The organism is Luteitalea sp. TBR-22, from assembly GCF_016865485.1.
Classification (GTDB): domain Bacteria; phylum Acidobacteriota; class Vicinamibacteria; order Vicinamibacterales; family Vicinamibacteraceae; genus Luteitalea.
The window spans coordinates 4,271,731-4,286,184 of record NZ_AP024452.1; the positions used below are offsets into that span (position 1 = coordinate 4,271,731).

9 protein-coding genes are annotated in these 14,454 nt (G+C 70.0%); 2 read left to right on the top strand and 7 right to left on the bottom strand.

Features of this window, described 5'->3' with window-relative positions; translation table 11 throughout:
- The first annotated feature begins 4 nt into the window (after positions 1–4).
- A complete protein-coding gene (locus TBR22_RS17940; protein ID WP_239489221.1) occupies positions 5–751 on the top strand; it encodes a uracil-DNA glycosylase in 747 nt (248 codons plus the stop codon).
- The gene (locus tag TBR22_RS17945; RefSeq protein ID WP_239489222.1) at positions 748–1,500 is read left to right on the top strand and encodes a sulfite exporter TauE/SafE family protein; all 753 of its coding nucleotides are present in this window, start codon (positions 748–750) and stop codon (positions 1,498–1,500) included. Before TBR22_RS17940 ends, TBR22_RS17945 begins: the two co-directional genes overlap by 4 nt.
- A gap of 145 nt (positions 1,501–1,645) precedes the next feature.
- On the opposite strand, the gene proC is transcribed toward TBR22_RS17945, so the two are convergent.
- From proC to aceE, 7 genes are all read right to left on the bottom strand, one after another.
- Positions 1,646–2,482: a pyrroline-5-carboxylate reductase gene (gene proC / locus TBR22_RS17950; RefSeq protein WP_239489223.1), complete on the bottom strand. Its 837-nt coding sequence runs from the start codon at positions 2,480–2,482 to the stop codon at positions 1,646–1,648.
- 113 nt (positions 2,483–2,595) lie between these two features.
- On the bottom strand, positions 2,596–3,990 hold the full coding sequence (locus TBR22_RS17955) for a DUF1552 domain-containing protein (protein WP_239489224.1): 1,395 nt from the start codon (positions 3,988–3,990) through the stop codon (positions 2,596–2,598).
- Complete coding sequence (locus TBR22_RS17960) at positions 3,987–7,508, bottom strand: DUF1592 domain-containing protein (protein WP_239489225.1); 3,522 nt, start codon at positions 7,506–7,508, stop codon at positions 3,987–3,989. The genes TBR22_RS17955 and TBR22_RS17960 overlap by 4 nt, the downstream gene beginning before the upstream one ends.
- A gap of 69 nt (positions 7,509–7,577) precedes the next feature.
- Positions 7,578–8,288 carry a metal-dependent hydrolase gene (locus tag TBR22_RS17965; protein WP_239489226.1) on the bottom strand — a complete coding sequence of 237 codons (711 nt, stop codon included), beginning with the start codon at positions 8,286–8,288 and terminating at the stop codon, positions 7,578–7,580.
- A 152-nt stretch (positions 8,289–8,440) separates the two neighbouring features.
- Complete coding sequence (gene lpdA, locus TBR22_RS17970) at positions 8,441–9,853, bottom strand: dihydrolipoyl dehydrogenase (RefSeq protein ID WP_239489227.1); 1,413 nt, start codon at positions 9,851–9,853, stop codon at positions 8,441–8,443.
- 174 nt (positions 9,854–10,027) lie between these two features.
- Positions 10,028–11,707, bottom strand: a complete 1,680-nt coding sequence (locus TBR22_RS17975) for a dihydrolipoyllysine-residue acetyltransferase (RefSeq protein WP_239489228.1) — start codon at positions 11,705–11,707, stop codon at positions 10,028–10,030.
- 19 nt (positions 11,708–11,726) lie between these two features.
- On the bottom strand, positions 11,727–14,405 hold the full coding sequence (gene aceE / locus TBR22_RS17980) for a pyruvate dehydrogenase (acetyl-transferring), homodimeric type (RefSeq protein WP_239489229.1): 2,679 nt from the start codon (positions 14,403–14,405) through the stop codon (positions 11,727–11,729).
- Between the last annotated feature and the right edge of the window lie 49 nt (positions 14,406–14,454).

Here is a 14,454-nt window from a genome sequence, read left to right on the forward strand (position 1 = left end):
CGGGATGGCAGGCGCGGCGTACCCGGTCCAGCGCCCGGTGCCACCGCGCCTGCGCGCAGCGCACACACGCATCGTCGAGTGCGAGGCGTGTCCTCGCCTGCGCGCCTATTGCCGCGGCATCGCCGAGATCAGGCGCGCTGCCTTCCGTGATCAGGAATACTGGGCCCGCCCCGTGCCGGGGTTCGGCGATGCGTCCGCCCGCTTGCTGGTGCTCGGGCTCGCCCCGGCCGCGCACGGCGCCAACCGCACGGGTCGCGTGTTCACCGGCGACGGCGTCAACGGGTCGGGCGACTTCCTGATGCGCGCGATGATGGCCGGCGGCTTCGCCAACCAGCCGACCTCGCACGATCCGCAGGACGGACTGCGGTACACGGACGCCTACGTGGCGGCCGCCGTCCGCTGTGCACCGCCGGACAACAAGCCGCTTCCGCAGGAGGTCGACACCTGCCTCGCGCACCTGGAGGCGGAACTGGCCGCCCTGCCGCGTGTCGAGGTCGTGGTCGTGCTCGGCCGCATCGCCTACGACGCGTATCGGCGACTGCTGGCGCGTCGTGGCCTGAAGCTGCCCGCGGCGCCGTTCGCACACGGACACGTGGTGGCGGCCCCGGCCGCCGGCCTGCCGCTGGTGATCCAGTCGTACCATCCATCGCGCCAGAACACGCACACCGGGCGATTGACCGACGCGATGCTCGGCGACGTGTTCAGGCACGCGCGCGCCCTGCTCGACGGCCGCGAGGCAGGCCGCCCATGACCTTCGGTTCGGGCAACGACTTCACGGCGCTGGCTGCCGCCGCCCTCCTCATCGGCATCTCGAAGGGCGGGTTGGGCGGGCCGCTGCCGACCATGCTGGCCACGCTGATGCTGACGCAGCGCGGCAGCGTGGCGACGGCCGTCGCGCTGGCCACGCCGCTCCTGATGGTCGGCGACGCGTTCGCCATGTACACCTACTGGCGGGCGTGGGACCGGGAACACGCGCGCGCATTGATCCCGGCCGGCGTCGTCGGCGTGCTGATCGGGTTGTCGCTGCTGCGCGGGCTGCCGGATCGGTCGTTGCGGGTCGGGCTGGGGCTGGCCGGCCTGGTCGTCGTGGGCTACAAGATCTTCAGTCACTGGCGCGGCCGCGAGCACTACCAGCGGCGCGGCTGGCACGCGCCGCTCGCCGGCCTGTTGTCGGGCATCAGCTCGGGCATGCTCAACGCCGGCGGGCCACCGATCACCTCGTACCTGCTGCTCCAGCCGATCTCGCCGGTGACCTTCATGGGCATCACGACGCTGTTCTTCGCCGTGATCAACACGCTGAAGATTCCCGGCTCGCTGATGGCCGGCGTCGTCACCGTACCGGCCCTGCTGTGGTCGCTGGCCTTCTGCCCGCTCGTCGCCGTGGGCGTGTACGCCGGCCGCTACTTCATCGCGCGCGTGCACCCCGAGCTGTTCGACCGCATCATGACGGCCATCCTCGTCTTCGCCTGCCTCTGGCTCATCGTCACGGCGTATCTCTGAGCAGCGGCGACCTTCGTGTGAACCAGGTGCAGGCGTCGACCTTCAGGTCGACGCGCCCGCGCGGCAGCCGACCGCCGACCTGAAGGTCGGCGGCTACGCCTGAGCGATTCGTCGGCGGCCAGCGTCAGGCGTTAAGCGTCAGGCGTTACTTCGCCGTTTTCCCCAGCTGCTCGACGATGCGCGTCGCTTCCTCGACGGCGCGGGCGAGCACCGAGCGGATCTTGCCGTCCTCGAGCATCAGCACGCCGCCGATCGTGCAGCCGGCGGGCGTCGTCACGTCATCGCGCAGGGCGGCCGGGTGCCGACCGGTCTCGAGCACCATGCGGGCCGAGCCGAGCATCGTCTGGGCAACCAGTTGCAGCGCGAGGTCGCGCGGCAACCCGACGCGCACGCCGGCGTCGGCCATCGCTTCCATCATCAGGTACATGTAGGCCGGGCCGCTGCCACTGAGCGCCGTGACGGCGTTGCAGTAGGCCTCGTCGACGATGCGGCACCGCCCGACCGACGAGAAGATCCGCTCGGCCAGCTGCAGGTGCTCCTCGGTGGCGTGCGTGCCCGGCGCCACCACCGTCATGCCGGCGCCGACGACGCACGGCGTGTTCGGCATGGCGCGGACCCAGGCGATGGGCACCTCGAGCAGCTGCTCGAAGCGGGCGATCGTCACGCCCGCCAGGATCGACACCAGCAGCGTGTCCGAACGCACTCCGCCGCGTCGCAGAGCCTCGGCCACCTCGGCGGCCTGCTTTGGCTTGACGCAGATGAGAAGCACCGCGGTGTTGTCGAGGAGGGCGGCATAGTCGCGGACACAGGGGATGCCCAGCTCCGAGGCGACCTCATCGCAGGTCTCCTGCGAATGCGCGGCGGCCCACGCCTGTTCAGGCGCGAGCAGCCCTGCCTCGAAGAGGCCGCGCAGCAACGTGCGACCCATGACGCCGGCGCCGATGACGCCCAGGTGACGGTCGGGAGGGAGGAGGAGGCTCATCGAGACACAGCATTGCAGAATTGCAGGAATCTCAGAATTTCACAGCGCCAGGTGCTCCGCCCAGAGGCGTGCCCTGCAATTCTGAACGTCTGCAATTGTGAAATTGCCGTGATCTAGAGTCCCTCGAGCCGCGACGATGCGTCGCCGAAGCCGTCGAGGCGGACACCCATGCGATCCATGAGCGACAGGTGCAGGCTGCACACCTTGCGATTGGCGTCGCCCTTGTCCATGTAGTCGAGGATGCGGCCGGTCTTCAGGGTGCCGCCGCCCTTGCCGGTCAGCAGGATCGGCAACTGCTCGGCGCTGTGCAGGTCGCCGTCGAACAGGCTCGACGCACACATCAGGATCGAGTTGTCGAGCAGCGTCGTCTCGCCCTCGTGGATCGCCTTCATGCGCTCGGTGAGGTACGCGAACTGCGCGATGTGGAACTGGTTCGTCTTCAGGTACATCGCCTCCTTCGCGGCGACGCGCCCGTTGTGCGTGAGGTCGAGGTGCAGCGCGCCCTGCACGCCATCGACGAACTTGAAGTTCATCTGCGACAGGTCGTTGTTCAGCATCAGCGTCGCGACGCGCGTCTTGTCCATCTGGAAGGCCAGGACGACGAGGTCGAGCATCAGCTTCATGTGCGCGGGCACGTCCTGCGGCAGCTCGTGCTTCGGACGCGGCATGTCGGGCTGCGCCAGCGTCGGGCGCCACCCCTCGAGGCGCTCCTCCTTCGAGGCGCGCGCGATGCGTGTCTCGATGTCGCGGATGCCTTCGAAGTACTCGCCCAGCTTGTGATGGTCGTCGCGGCTGACGCGCGTGCGCAGGCTGCTGGCCTCCTCCTGCACGGCGTCGAGGATGCTGCGGTCGAGGGCGCGGCCCGTGCCGTCGCCGACAAGCCGATCGAAGACGCGTGCCGGGTAGATCTCCTTGGTCGCCGGCCGCGTCGGGGCGACCCACGAGAGGCTCGACCCGTACACCATCGAGAGGCCATCCTCGAGGCGGAGCTCGTTCGGCTCGACGCCGAGCACCAGGCTGGGCACGGCGGTCTGGCTGCCGATCGCGTTGGCGATGACCTGGTCCATCGACGTGCCGACGCGGATCACGTCGGGGTCGAGGCTCACCGGCGCGCCCGACAGCAGGTTCATGCGTCCGAGGTGCGGACTGGTCGACGACAGTGCCGCGTGGCTGTAGAGGCCGCGCAGGAACACCATGTCCTCGCGGTGCGGCAGCATCGGCACCAGGCCGGGCCCGAGCTCCATCGTCGCGCCACTGCCCTTCGCCCACCAGTGCGCCGGCTCGACGCCGTTGGAGAAGTACACGATGCCGAGGCGCAGCGGCGGTCCCGCCGAAGCCCTGGCCGAGGCGGAGGCCTTGGCCGAGGCGAAGGCGGACGCCGACTCGAGCCAGGGCAATGCCAGGGCGACACCGACGCCACGCAGGAAATGACGGCGCGACGAGGCCGTCGGAGCAGTCCGACGGCGACGCCCCATCGGGGGCTGGAACGGGCGGTCGAGATGACTCATGGGAGGCCTGCGCGGGCCGACGTGCCCGAGGTTGTCGGCGCGTGCGCCGGAAGGGGTGCGGGCGCCGGTGGCGTCGCGCCGCGCCCGACGCGCTGCCGGAACTGACGGCTCGTCGCGATCATCGTCGCGAGGTCGGCAAACGTCGCGTCGCCGCCCGCGCCGACCATCGCCGCGAGCAGCGGCCGATCGGAGGCCTGCGGGTTGCGCCCGAGCGCATACCCGATCATCTTGCGCGCGAGGGTCGTCAGCACCAGGCGCTCGTTGCGTTGCAGGTGCGACAGCAGCCCGTCGGTCGCCGTGATGGTCGAGCCGTCGCGGAACTCGCCGATCACGTCGACCGGCACGCCATCGGCGTAGGCCGCGCGACGACGGCCGACGGCGTCGAAGCCCTCGAGCGGGAAGCCGAGCGGATCGATGCGGAGGTGGCAGTTGGCGCAGGCCGCCCGGTTCTTGTGCTGCGCGAGGCGCTGCCGCAGCGTCTGCCCCTCGAAGCTCTTGTCGTCGGCAGGCAGCGTGCCCGCATCGGCCGGCGGCGGCGGCGTCGGCGTGCCGAGGATGCGCCGCAGCACCCAGTCGCCGCGCTTGACCGGGCTGGTGCGCAGCGGCGCCGACGTCGTGGTGAGCACCGCGCCGAGGCGCAGGGCGCCGCCCTTGTCGAATCGCGTCGCGTCGGGGACGCGTTGCATCGCGTCCTTCGACGTGACCGGCGCCTCGATGCCGTAGAAGGTCGCAAGGGTCGTGTTCAGGAACGCGTAGTCGGCGTGGAGGATTTCCTTCACCGGACGACGCTCGCGCACGAGGTATTCGAAGGTCGAGACGGCCTCGTCGTACATCGACGTGCGGACCGCGTCGGTGAACTCCGGGAAGCGGCCGGTGTCGACGCCGCGGTACTGGTCGAAGTGGTAGAACCCGAGCCACTGGCCGAAGAACTCGGTGGAGAGCCGACGCGCCTTCGGGTCGGCCGTCATCCGGCGGACCTGCGCGGCGATGCCGCGGGGCGTGGCCAGCTCGCCTGCCGCCGCGGCGCGCCGCAGTTCGTCGTCGGGCACCGACGACCAGAGGAAGAAGCTGAGGCGACTGGCAATCTCCCACGAGTCGAGCCGGCCCTCGGTGAGGGCGGGCGCCGTCTCGAGGCGATAGAGGAATGCCGGCGACATCAGGATGCGCGCCAGCAGCGCGCGCGTCGCGCCGTCGTGATCGAGGCCCCGCGTCGTGCGCATGGCCCGGTAGAAGCCGCGCAACGTCGCCTGCTCCTGCGTCGTCAGCGGCCGGCGCCAGGCCCGGCTCGCGAACGCCAGCGCGTCGGAGACGTGCCCGGGCTCGGCGAGTCGGAGGTCGCGCTGCACGCGGACGTAGCGCTCGCGCAGCGCCTCGACATGCGGACGGACCGCCGCCGGCAGCGCCGCGATGCGGGCGGGCGTCATGTCGGCGATGCGCCGCGGTGCGTCGCCGACCTTGAAGTGGTCGAGCAGCATGCCGAGGTACGCGTCGTGATAGGGCCACGATCCGAACAGGTCCGTCCACGCCTGCTCGAGCCGCGCCCGCTCGACGCCGTCGACGATGTTGCGCGTGAAGAAGTCGTCGGTGCGCTGGTACTTCACCGTCGTCACGAACGCATCGTGCTCGGGACTGTTGTAGGTGTTGTCGAAGGGCGCCGGCACCGGATCCTTGTCGGCCGGGTTGGCCGCACCGTGCGAGTTGGGAGGCAGCAGCGCCACGTACTCGGCGATGCCGGCGCGGAAGGCGCGATAGCCCGCACTCGAGGCGTCGCCGAGGAACATGCGCTGGCCTGGCGTGCGTGCCGGGCCCTTCGGCGTGTCGGCCACCATCACGCGCACCACATCGTCGCGATTGGCGCCGAGCGTCGCGGTGACGTGCAGTTCGGCGACGAGATCACCGGCATCGACGTCGATGGCCATCGACACGCCGGTCGTCGTCGCGAAGTCGTCGGGGCCGAGCGGCGTGCCGTCGGGGCTGCGCCCGAAGCCGAGGCGCTCGGCGTCGGCCGGCGCGAGCACCTCGCGCAGCGGACGCGACGACACGATCGGCCCGGGTTGGCGCGCGCGGATGATGGCCGGCGTGTCGTCGGGCTTCGGGGCAGGTGGCGGCGTGCGCAACACGACCCGCGCGTCGCGCCAGATGACGACCGGTGCCGCGGTCCCGGGGGCGCGGAGGGCGTCCACGGCGAGGTGCACCGTCCATGGGCCCGGGATACGCGACGTCGCTCGCCCGGGACGACGATTCAGCGCGTGCGTCCACGCGTGCCGCGATTCGACGCCGAGCGTGGTGTCGTCGAACACGAGCGGGTTCTCGTCGCCCTGCCCACCCGCTGCGAGGTCGCCACGCGCGAAGAACCAGCTCGGCCAGGTCACGAGCGCCGTCGTCATCGCGTCGCACTCGGCGCGGGCCGCGGCGATCGACGCCGCCCGGTCGGTCCCGGGCGCGGGCAGCCGCCGCCAGCGGTCGATCGTGAGGCTGGCCGGATAGCCGGCCGTCGGGCGCGCGACGACCGACGCGACGTGCTCGGCGAACCGTCCGGTGATGCCTTCGCGAGCGGCGAGCGCGCGGAGCGTCATCGTCGGCTCGCCCAGCGCGGCACGATGTCGGTAGTGCCAGGCCACGTAGAAGGCCTTGCCGTACCGGTCGAACCCGAAGGGCCGGCCGCCCTCTCCCGACACGACGCGGAAGCCGTGTGCCGCGTAGAGCCCTTCGATGCGCGACAGCGCCGAGAGCTCGAGCCCCGTCTTGCCGGGGTCCTCGTAGAAGCCGAGCGGGCCGGCGCCGATCACCGCGTGCTCGGCGACCTGGCGCGCCGCCTCGAGGTAGCGCTCGACGGTGGTGTCCTGCACGAACTGCACGTCGCCGAAGTTGGCGAACCCCTCACCGCCGACGGCGTCGCTCGAGGCGTCGACCCCGGTCTTGACGTCGATCCCCGTGAGATCGTGGATCGCATAGGCGTACTCGGCGCTGGTGAGGCGGCGGACGGTGACCCGGCCGGGCTCGCCGGCGTGTCGCGCGTCGTACTGCGCAAGTGCACCGCGAATCCACGCCAGGGCGACCTCGCGCTGCGCATCGGTCGGCAGCGGGTCCTCGTCGGCCGGAGGCATCTCGCGCAGCTCGATGCGGTCGGCGATCCTCTGCCACTCCTCCCAGTGCGCGCCGACGTCCTCGACGGTCATCTTCTCGAGCAGGCCCTCGATGCTGATGCCGCCCTTCGGCTTCGAGGTGCCGTGGCAGTCGACGCAGAACTCGCGGAAGGTGGCCGCTGCGGCGCTCGGATCGAGCGTCGCCGCGGCGCGATGGACGGGAGTCGGGAGTCGGGAGTCGGGAGTCGGGACGCGGGAGTCGGGAGTCGGGACGCGGGACGCGGGACTCGGTCGCGACCCAGGAGTCGCGCTGGCAGCAGCCGACGAGGCAAGCGAGGGCGCGACGGCGTTCCGCGATTGCGCGGAGATCGCCGACACCAACGCCACGACGAGGAGGCCGCCGACGGCCACCCTGTGCAAGGACCAGCTCACCACGGGATCCGGGTCGGATCTTACCGCAGGGCGGGTGCCGCGCGTCGGCCTTGGCCGACGGCCGCTCGGCTATCTCTGCAGCGACACGGGCGTACCCGGGACGAGATGCTCGACGCGGACGCCGGCCGGCAGCAGCGCCTCGAATGCCGGCACGGTGCCGGTCAGCAGCGGGAAGGTCGCAAAGTGCGTGGGCACGACGTGCCGGACGCCGAGGAACTCGACCGCCCTGGCGGCCTGTTCCGGGCCCATCGTGAAGCGATCGCCGATCGGGAGGATCGCGACGTCGGGGCGGTAGAGCTCGGCGAGCAGGCGCATGTCCGAGAACACGCACGTGTCGCCGGCGTGGTAGACGGTGTAGCCGTCCTCGAAGCGCACCATCAGGCCGGCCGGCGGGCCGAGATAGACGATGGCGCCGTCGTCGGTGACGAAGCCGCCGCTGTGGAAGGCCTGCGTCATCGTGACGCGCAGGCCCTTCACGTCGATGGTGCCGCCGACGTTCATCGGCTCGAGCGCCGTCACACCCTGCGGCCCGAGCCACTGCGCGAGTTCCCAGGAGCCGACCACCGTGGCGCCCGTCGCCCTGGCCACACGCACCAGGTCACCGATGTGGTCGTTGTGCCCGTGCGTGACCAGGATCACGTCGAGCGGCCCGTAGCCCTCGTGGAACTGCGCGGGACACGACGGGTTACCCGACAGGAAGGGATCGATCATCCCGCGCACGCCGCCGGGCGACGTGAACAGGAACGTGCCGTGGCCGAGCCACGTGAGTTCGAGCGCCATGAATCCTCGCGATGCTGACGGCCTTCGGCCATTGCAGGCTCGCCGATGTGCGCCTGCGGCGCGGCGAGTTCGGCCGTCGGCCTTCATTGGTCGACCTTCGTCCTTCCCGATCCGCGATCCGCGCGTCCCGGTGCCCGGATCCCAGCGCCCGACTACTTCTTCGGCTTGTAGTAATTCGTGGCCGTGCCGAAGAAGACCTCGGCCGACTCCATCACGGTCTCGCTGAGCGTCGGGTGCGCGTGGATCGTCATCTTGAGATCGCTCGCGGTCGCGGCCATCTCCACCGCCAGCACGCCCTCGGCGATCATCTCGCCGGCGTTGACGCCGACGATGCCGACGCCGAGCACGCGCTCGGTCTTCGGCTCGATGATCAACTTGGTCAGACCGTCGTTGCGATCGACGGTCGTCGCCCGCCCCGACGCGCCCCACGGGAACTTCGCGACCTCGACGGCGATGCCGCGCTCCTGTGCCTCGGCTTCCGTGAGGCCACACCAGGCGAGTTCGGGGTCGGTGAACACCACCGCCGGGATCGCGGCCGGCTCGAACGCGACCTTGTGCCCCGCGATGTGCTCGACGGCGATCTTGGCGTCGTAGGTCGCCTTGTGCGCCAGCATCGGGTCGCCGGCGACGTCACCGATGGCGTAGATGTGCGGCACCGTCGTGCGGCGCTGGGGGTCGACGGTGATGAAGCCGCGTGCCGTGACCTCGACGCCGGTCGTCTCGATGCCCGGGATGTGCCCGTTCGGCCGACGCCCGATCGACACGAGGATCTGGTCGAACACCTGCGTCTTCTGTTCGAGCTCGCCCTCGAAGGTGACGTGCACGCCGTCGGCCTTCTCCTCCATGTTGGCGACCTTGGTGCTCGTGAGCACCTGCTTGCAGATCTTGCGGATCCGCTTGGCGAGCACGTTCACCAGGTCCTTGTCGGCACCGGGGAGCAGGCGGTCGATCATCTCGACCACCGACACCTCGCTGCCGAGTGCCGCGTACACGCTGCCGAGTTCGAGGCCGATGTAGCCGCCGCCGATGACCAGCAACCGCTTCGGGATCTGCGACAGCTCGAGCGCGCCGGTCGAGTCGAGCAACCGCTCCTTGCTGACGTTGACGTTGGGCAGCGTGGCCGGGCGCGATCCGGTGGCGATGATCAGCTTCTCGAACCTGACGACCTGCTCGCCGCCCGCCGTCAGCGCCACCTTGAGCGTGTGCGCATCGACGAAGCTGCCGCGCCCCTGCAGGTAGGTGATCTTGCGCTGGCGCGTCAGTTGACCGAGGCCGCCCGTGAGCCGGTCGACGACGCCCTGCTTGAAGTTGCGCAGGCGCGCGACGTCGATGGTCGGCGGGCCGAAGTCGATGCCCCAGTTGGAGGCGTGCTTGGTCTCCTCGAGCAGCTTGGCGACGTGCAGCAGCGCCTTGGACGGGATGCAGCCGCGGTAGGTGCACACGCCACCGGGATTGGCCTCCTCGTCGACGAGGATGACCGGCATGCCGAGATCGGCGGCCAGGAACGCCGCGGCGTGACCGCCGGGGCCGGCGCCCAGGACGACGAGTGGAGTGGGGTCTGCCATTGGAATCCCTCTGGCTCGAGGCTCAGGGCTCGAGGCTCGGAGAGCATCCCGAGCCTCGGGCCTCACCGCGGACGATGTCGCCGCCGCGTCCTGAGCCACGAGCAATCTTTCTGAGCCCTGAGCCGTGAGCCTCGAGCCTGTTCGTTTGAGCCCTGAGCCTTGAGCCGTGAGCCTCTAGAGTGCCAACAAGAACGGCTGCTCGAGCGCCTCGGCCACGAAGCGGAGGAAGCGCATCGCATCGGCGCCGTCGATGACGCGGTGGTCGTACGAGAGCGACAGCGGCAGCATGAGTCGCGGCTCGAAGCTCTCGCCGTTCCACACCGGCTCCATCGCCGATCGCGACATGCCCATGATCGCCACCTCGGGGTGGTTGACGATCGGCGTGAAGTGCGTGCCGCCGATGCCGCCGAGGTTGGTGATCGTGAAGCAGCCGCCCGACATCTCCTCCAGCGACAGCTTGCCGGCGCGGGCCTTCTCGGCCAGCTGCGCGATCTCGGCCGAGATCTGCGTGATCGACTTCTGATCGACGTCCTTGAGCACCGGCACGAGCAGGCCGCGCTCGGTGTCGACGGCGATGCCGATGTTCAGGTACGACTTGTAGACGACCTCTTCCTTCGCGAGGTCGACCGAGGCGTTGAACTGCGGGAACTTGCGCATCGCCACCGCGATCACCTTGGTGATGATCGACGTGACGGTGAGCTTGCCGCCGCCGGCCTCGACGCGCTTGGCAAACTGCTTGCGCAGCTGCTCGAGCGCCGTGATGTCGACCTTCTCGCACTGGGTGACGTGCGGGATGGTGTGCCAGCTGGCGACCATGTGCTCGGCCGTCTTGCGGCGGATGCCGCGCATCGGCTTGCGCTCCACGGCGCCGAACTGGCTGAAGTCCGGCAGCGGCTCTGACGCGAAGCCCGCGGCCGCCGCGCCGGCCTGACCGGCCGGACCGGCCACCTTGCCGGTGATGACGTTCTTGGCGTGGGCGCGCACGTCGGCGTCGCTGATGCGCCCGCCGGGACCGCTGCCGGGCACGTCGGCGATGTCGAGGCCGAGTTCCCGGGCGAGGCGACGCACCGCCGGCGAGGCCGGCACGTTGGGCCGTGGCGGCGCGACCGAGCCGTCGGGGAGCGGCGCGGCCGGGCCGCGCGTCGCCACCGACACGTGGCCGGGAACGGGGGCCATCGGCAACCCGCGCTCGGCGCGCAGTTCCGGCACCGTCGGCTGCACGGCGGCCACCGTGGCCGGCGGCGCCGACGCGGTCTGCGCCGCACCGTCGAGCACGAGCACCACCTGCCCGACGGCGACCTTGTCGCCGTCCTTCACCGCGACTTCCTTGACCGTCCCGGCCGACGGCGACGGCACTTCGACGGTCGCCTTGTCGGTCTCGAGTTCGAGGATCCCCTGATCCTGCGAGACCGAGTCGCCGACCTTGACGAGTACCTTCAGGACGTCGCCGCCCTTGACGTTCTCGCCGAGCGACGGCACCGTCACCTCGATGCGAGCGCCGCCGGTCGGGGCCGGCGCGGGCGGCGCCGTGGGCACCGGCTCGGCCTTGTCCTGTTGGTCGACGGCGGCCGCGGCGGCCTTCTGCACCTGCGCGGCCCCGGTCGGGGCCGCCGATGCCTCGCCGCTCACCGTGAAGATCACCTGCCCCACGTCGATGCGATCGCCTTCCTTGACCTTGACCTCGGCCACGGTGCCGGCAATCGTCGAGGGCACTTCGACCGTCGCCTTGTCGGTCTCGAGCTCGAGCACCGCCTGGTCGACAGCCACCACGTCGCCGGCCTTGACCAGCACCCGGAGCACATCCCCCGCCTTGACGTTGTCGCCGAGCGAGGGCAGCGTGAATTGGTTTGCCATGAGCGTTGCGATGCCTTGATTACGCGTGCGCGGGGTTGGCCTTCTCGGGGTTGATGCCGAGATCCTTGAAGGCGGCCTGCGCCACCTTGACGTCGATCTGCTTCTCGCGCGCGAGCAGCGACAGGGTCGCCGCGACGACGTGCCGCGCGTCGACCTCGAAGTGGTCGCGCAACGCCTCGCGGCTCTCGCTGCGGCCGAAGCCGTCGGTGCCGAGCAGCGCCATCGGCTGCGAGACGTGATGGTCGATGCCGGCCGGCATCAGCTTCACGTAGTCGGAGGCGGCCACCACTACGCCCGGGGCGCCGGCCAACTGCTGGCCGACCCAGGACGCGCGCGGCGCCTCGGCCGGGTGGAGCATGTTCCACCGATCGACGGCGAGACAGTCGCGCTGCAGTTCGGTGTAGCTGGTGACGCTCCACACGTCGGCGGCCACGCCGTACTTCTCGAGCATCGCGGCCGCGTCGATGACGCCGGGCAGGATCGCGCCGCTGCCGAGCAGTTGCGCGTGCGCCTTGGCCTTCTTCAGGCCGGAGGCCTTGAACTTGTACAGGCCCTTGATGATCCCCTCTTCCGTGCCGGCGGGCATGGGCGGCATCTCGTAGTTGCCGTTCATCAGGGTGAGGTAATAGAAGACGCTCTCGTCGTCGCGGTACATGCGACGGAGGCCGTCCTTGATGATCACGGCGATCTCGTAGGCGAACGCCGGGTCGTAGGCGATGCAGTTGGGCACCGACGAAGCCACCAGGTGGCTGTGGCCGTCCTGGTGCTGCAGGCCCTCGCCGTTCAGCGTCGTCCGGCCCGCCGTGCCGCCCAGCAGGAAGCCGCGCGTCCGCATGTCGGCGGCGGCCCAGATCAGGTCGGCGACCCGCTGGAAGCCGAACATCGAGTAGTAGATGTAGAACGGAATCGCGTTGATGCCGTGCGTCGCGTAGGAGGTGCCCGCGGCGATGAACGACGACATCGAGCCGGCCTCGGTGATGCCTTCCTCGAGGATCTGCCCGTCCTTGGCTTCCTTGTAGTACAGCAGCTGATCGCTGTCGATCGGGTCGTACAGCTGGCCCGTCGACGAGTAGATGCCGACCTGCCGGAACAGCGCCTCCATGCCGAAGGTGCGCGCCTCGTCGGGGACGATCGGCACCACCAGCTTGCCGAACTCCTTGTCGCGCAGCATCTTGGTCAGCATCCGCACGAACGCCATCGTCGTCGAGATGGCGCGGCCGTCCGAGCCGTTGAGGAACTCGGCGAAGCTCTCGTCGAGGCCGGCGAACTCGATCCGCGGCGCGTCGGTGCGGCGCTGCGGCAGGTAGCCGCCGAGGGCGGCGCGCTTCTCCTGCAGGTACGTCATCTCCGTGCTGTTCTCCGCCGGGCGGTAGAACGGCATCTTGACGACATCCTCGTCGCTCAGCGGGATGTTGAAGCGCGTGCGGAAGCTGAGGACCTCTTCCTCGTTCAGCTTCTTCTGCTGGTGCGTCGGGTTCTTGCCCTCGCCCGATTCGCCGAGGCCGTAGCCCTTGATGGTGCGCGCCAGCACCACGGTCGGCCGGCCGCTCGACTCGGTGGCCTGCTTGTAGGCCGCGTAGACCTTCTCCGGGTCGTGGCCGCCGAGGCGCAGCTTCTTCAGCTGGTCGTCGGAGAGGTGCTTGACCAGCTCGAGCAGCTGCGGGTACTTGCCGAAGAACTTCTCGCGCACGTAGGCGCCGTCGGAGACCGACAGGCGCTGGTACTCGCCGTCGACGATCTCGGCCATGCGTTGCGCCAGCAGGCCCGTCTTGTCGCGCGCCAGCAGGTCGTCCCACTCGCTGCCCCAGATCACCTTGATGACGTTCCAGCCAGCGCCGCGGAACGCGCCCTCGAGTTCCTGGATGATCGAGCCGTTGCCGCGCACCGGCCCGTCGAGGCGCTGCAGGTTGCAGTTGATGACGAAGATCAGGTTGTCGAGCTTCTCCCGCGAGGCGAGCGTCAGCGCGCCGAGCGTCTCGGGCTCGTCGGTCTCGCCGTCGCCGAGGAACGCCCACACCTTGTTCTTCGTGGTCTTCTTCAGGCCGCGGTGCTCGAGGTACCGCCAGAAGCGCGCCTGGTAGATCGCCATGATCGGGCCGAGGCCCATCGACACCGTCGGCACCTGCCAGAAATTCGGCATCAGCCACGGGTGCGGGTACGACGACAGGCCGCCGCCCTCGGCGAGCTCGCGGCGGAAGTTCTCGAGGTGCTGCTGCGTCAGCCGGCCCTCGAGGAACGCGCGGGCGTAGATGCCGGGCGAGGCATGGCCCTGAAAGAACACCAGGTCGCCGCCCTCGGGATGCTCCGGGCCGCGGAAGAAGTGGTTGAAGCCCACCTCGTACAGCGTGGCCGACGAGGCGAACGTCGAGATGTGGCCGCCGATGCCGTCCGAGTTCTTGTTGGCGCGCACCACCATGGCCATCGCGTTCCAGCGGACCAGGCTCTTGATGCGGCGCTCGATCTCGCGGCTGCCCGGGAAGGGCTGCTGATGCTCCGGCGAGATCGTGTTGATGTACGGCGTGTGCGCCGAGAACGGAAGTGGCACGCCCTTGTGGCGGGCGTACGACTCGAGCGCGTCGAGCAGTTGCGCCACGCGCTCGCGACCTTCATGCGTGATCACCCAGTCGAGCGAGTCGATCCACTCCTGGGTCTCGATGGCGGCGGTGGTGTCCTGGACGTCCTGGGGGCCGTTGGTCATGAGAATTCTGAATCCTGTAGCCAGGCGGGCTGCGCGGCAGAGTCCGCTT

Bases quoted from the DNA above. Each gene is read 5' to 3' on its own strand.
- TBR22_RS17940 (WP_239489221.1), top strand. From the start codon at position 5: ATGGCAGGCGCGGCGTACCCGGTCCAGCGCCCGGTGCCACCGCGCCTG.
- aceE (WP_239489229.1), bottom strand. From the start codon at position 14,405: ATGACCAACGGCCCCCAGGACGTCCAGGACACCACCGCCGCCATCGAG.
- TBR22_RS17955 (WP_239489224.1), bottom strand. From the start codon at position 3,990: ATGAGTCATCTCGACCGCCCGTTCCAGCCCCCGATGGGGCGTCGCCGT.
- TBR22_RS17945 (WP_239489222.1), top strand. From the start codon at position 748: ATGACCTTCGGTTCGGGCAACGACTTCACGGCGCTGGCTGCCGCCGCC.
- TBR22_RS17975 (WP_239489228.1), bottom strand. From the start codon at position 11,707: ATGGCAAACCAATTCACGCTGCCCTCGCTCGGCGACAACGTCAAGGCG.
- TBR22_RS17965 (WP_239489226.1), bottom strand. From the start codon at position 8,288: ATGGCGCTCGAACTCACGTGGCTCGGCCACGGCACGTTCCTGTTCACG.
- lpdA (WP_239489227.1), bottom strand. From the start codon at position 9,853: ATGGCAGACCCCACTCCACTCGTCGTCCTGGGCGCCGGCCCCGGCGGT.
- proC (WP_239489223.1), bottom strand. From the start codon at position 2,482: ATGAGCCTCCTCCTCCCTCCCGACCGTCACCTGGGCGTCATCGGCGCC.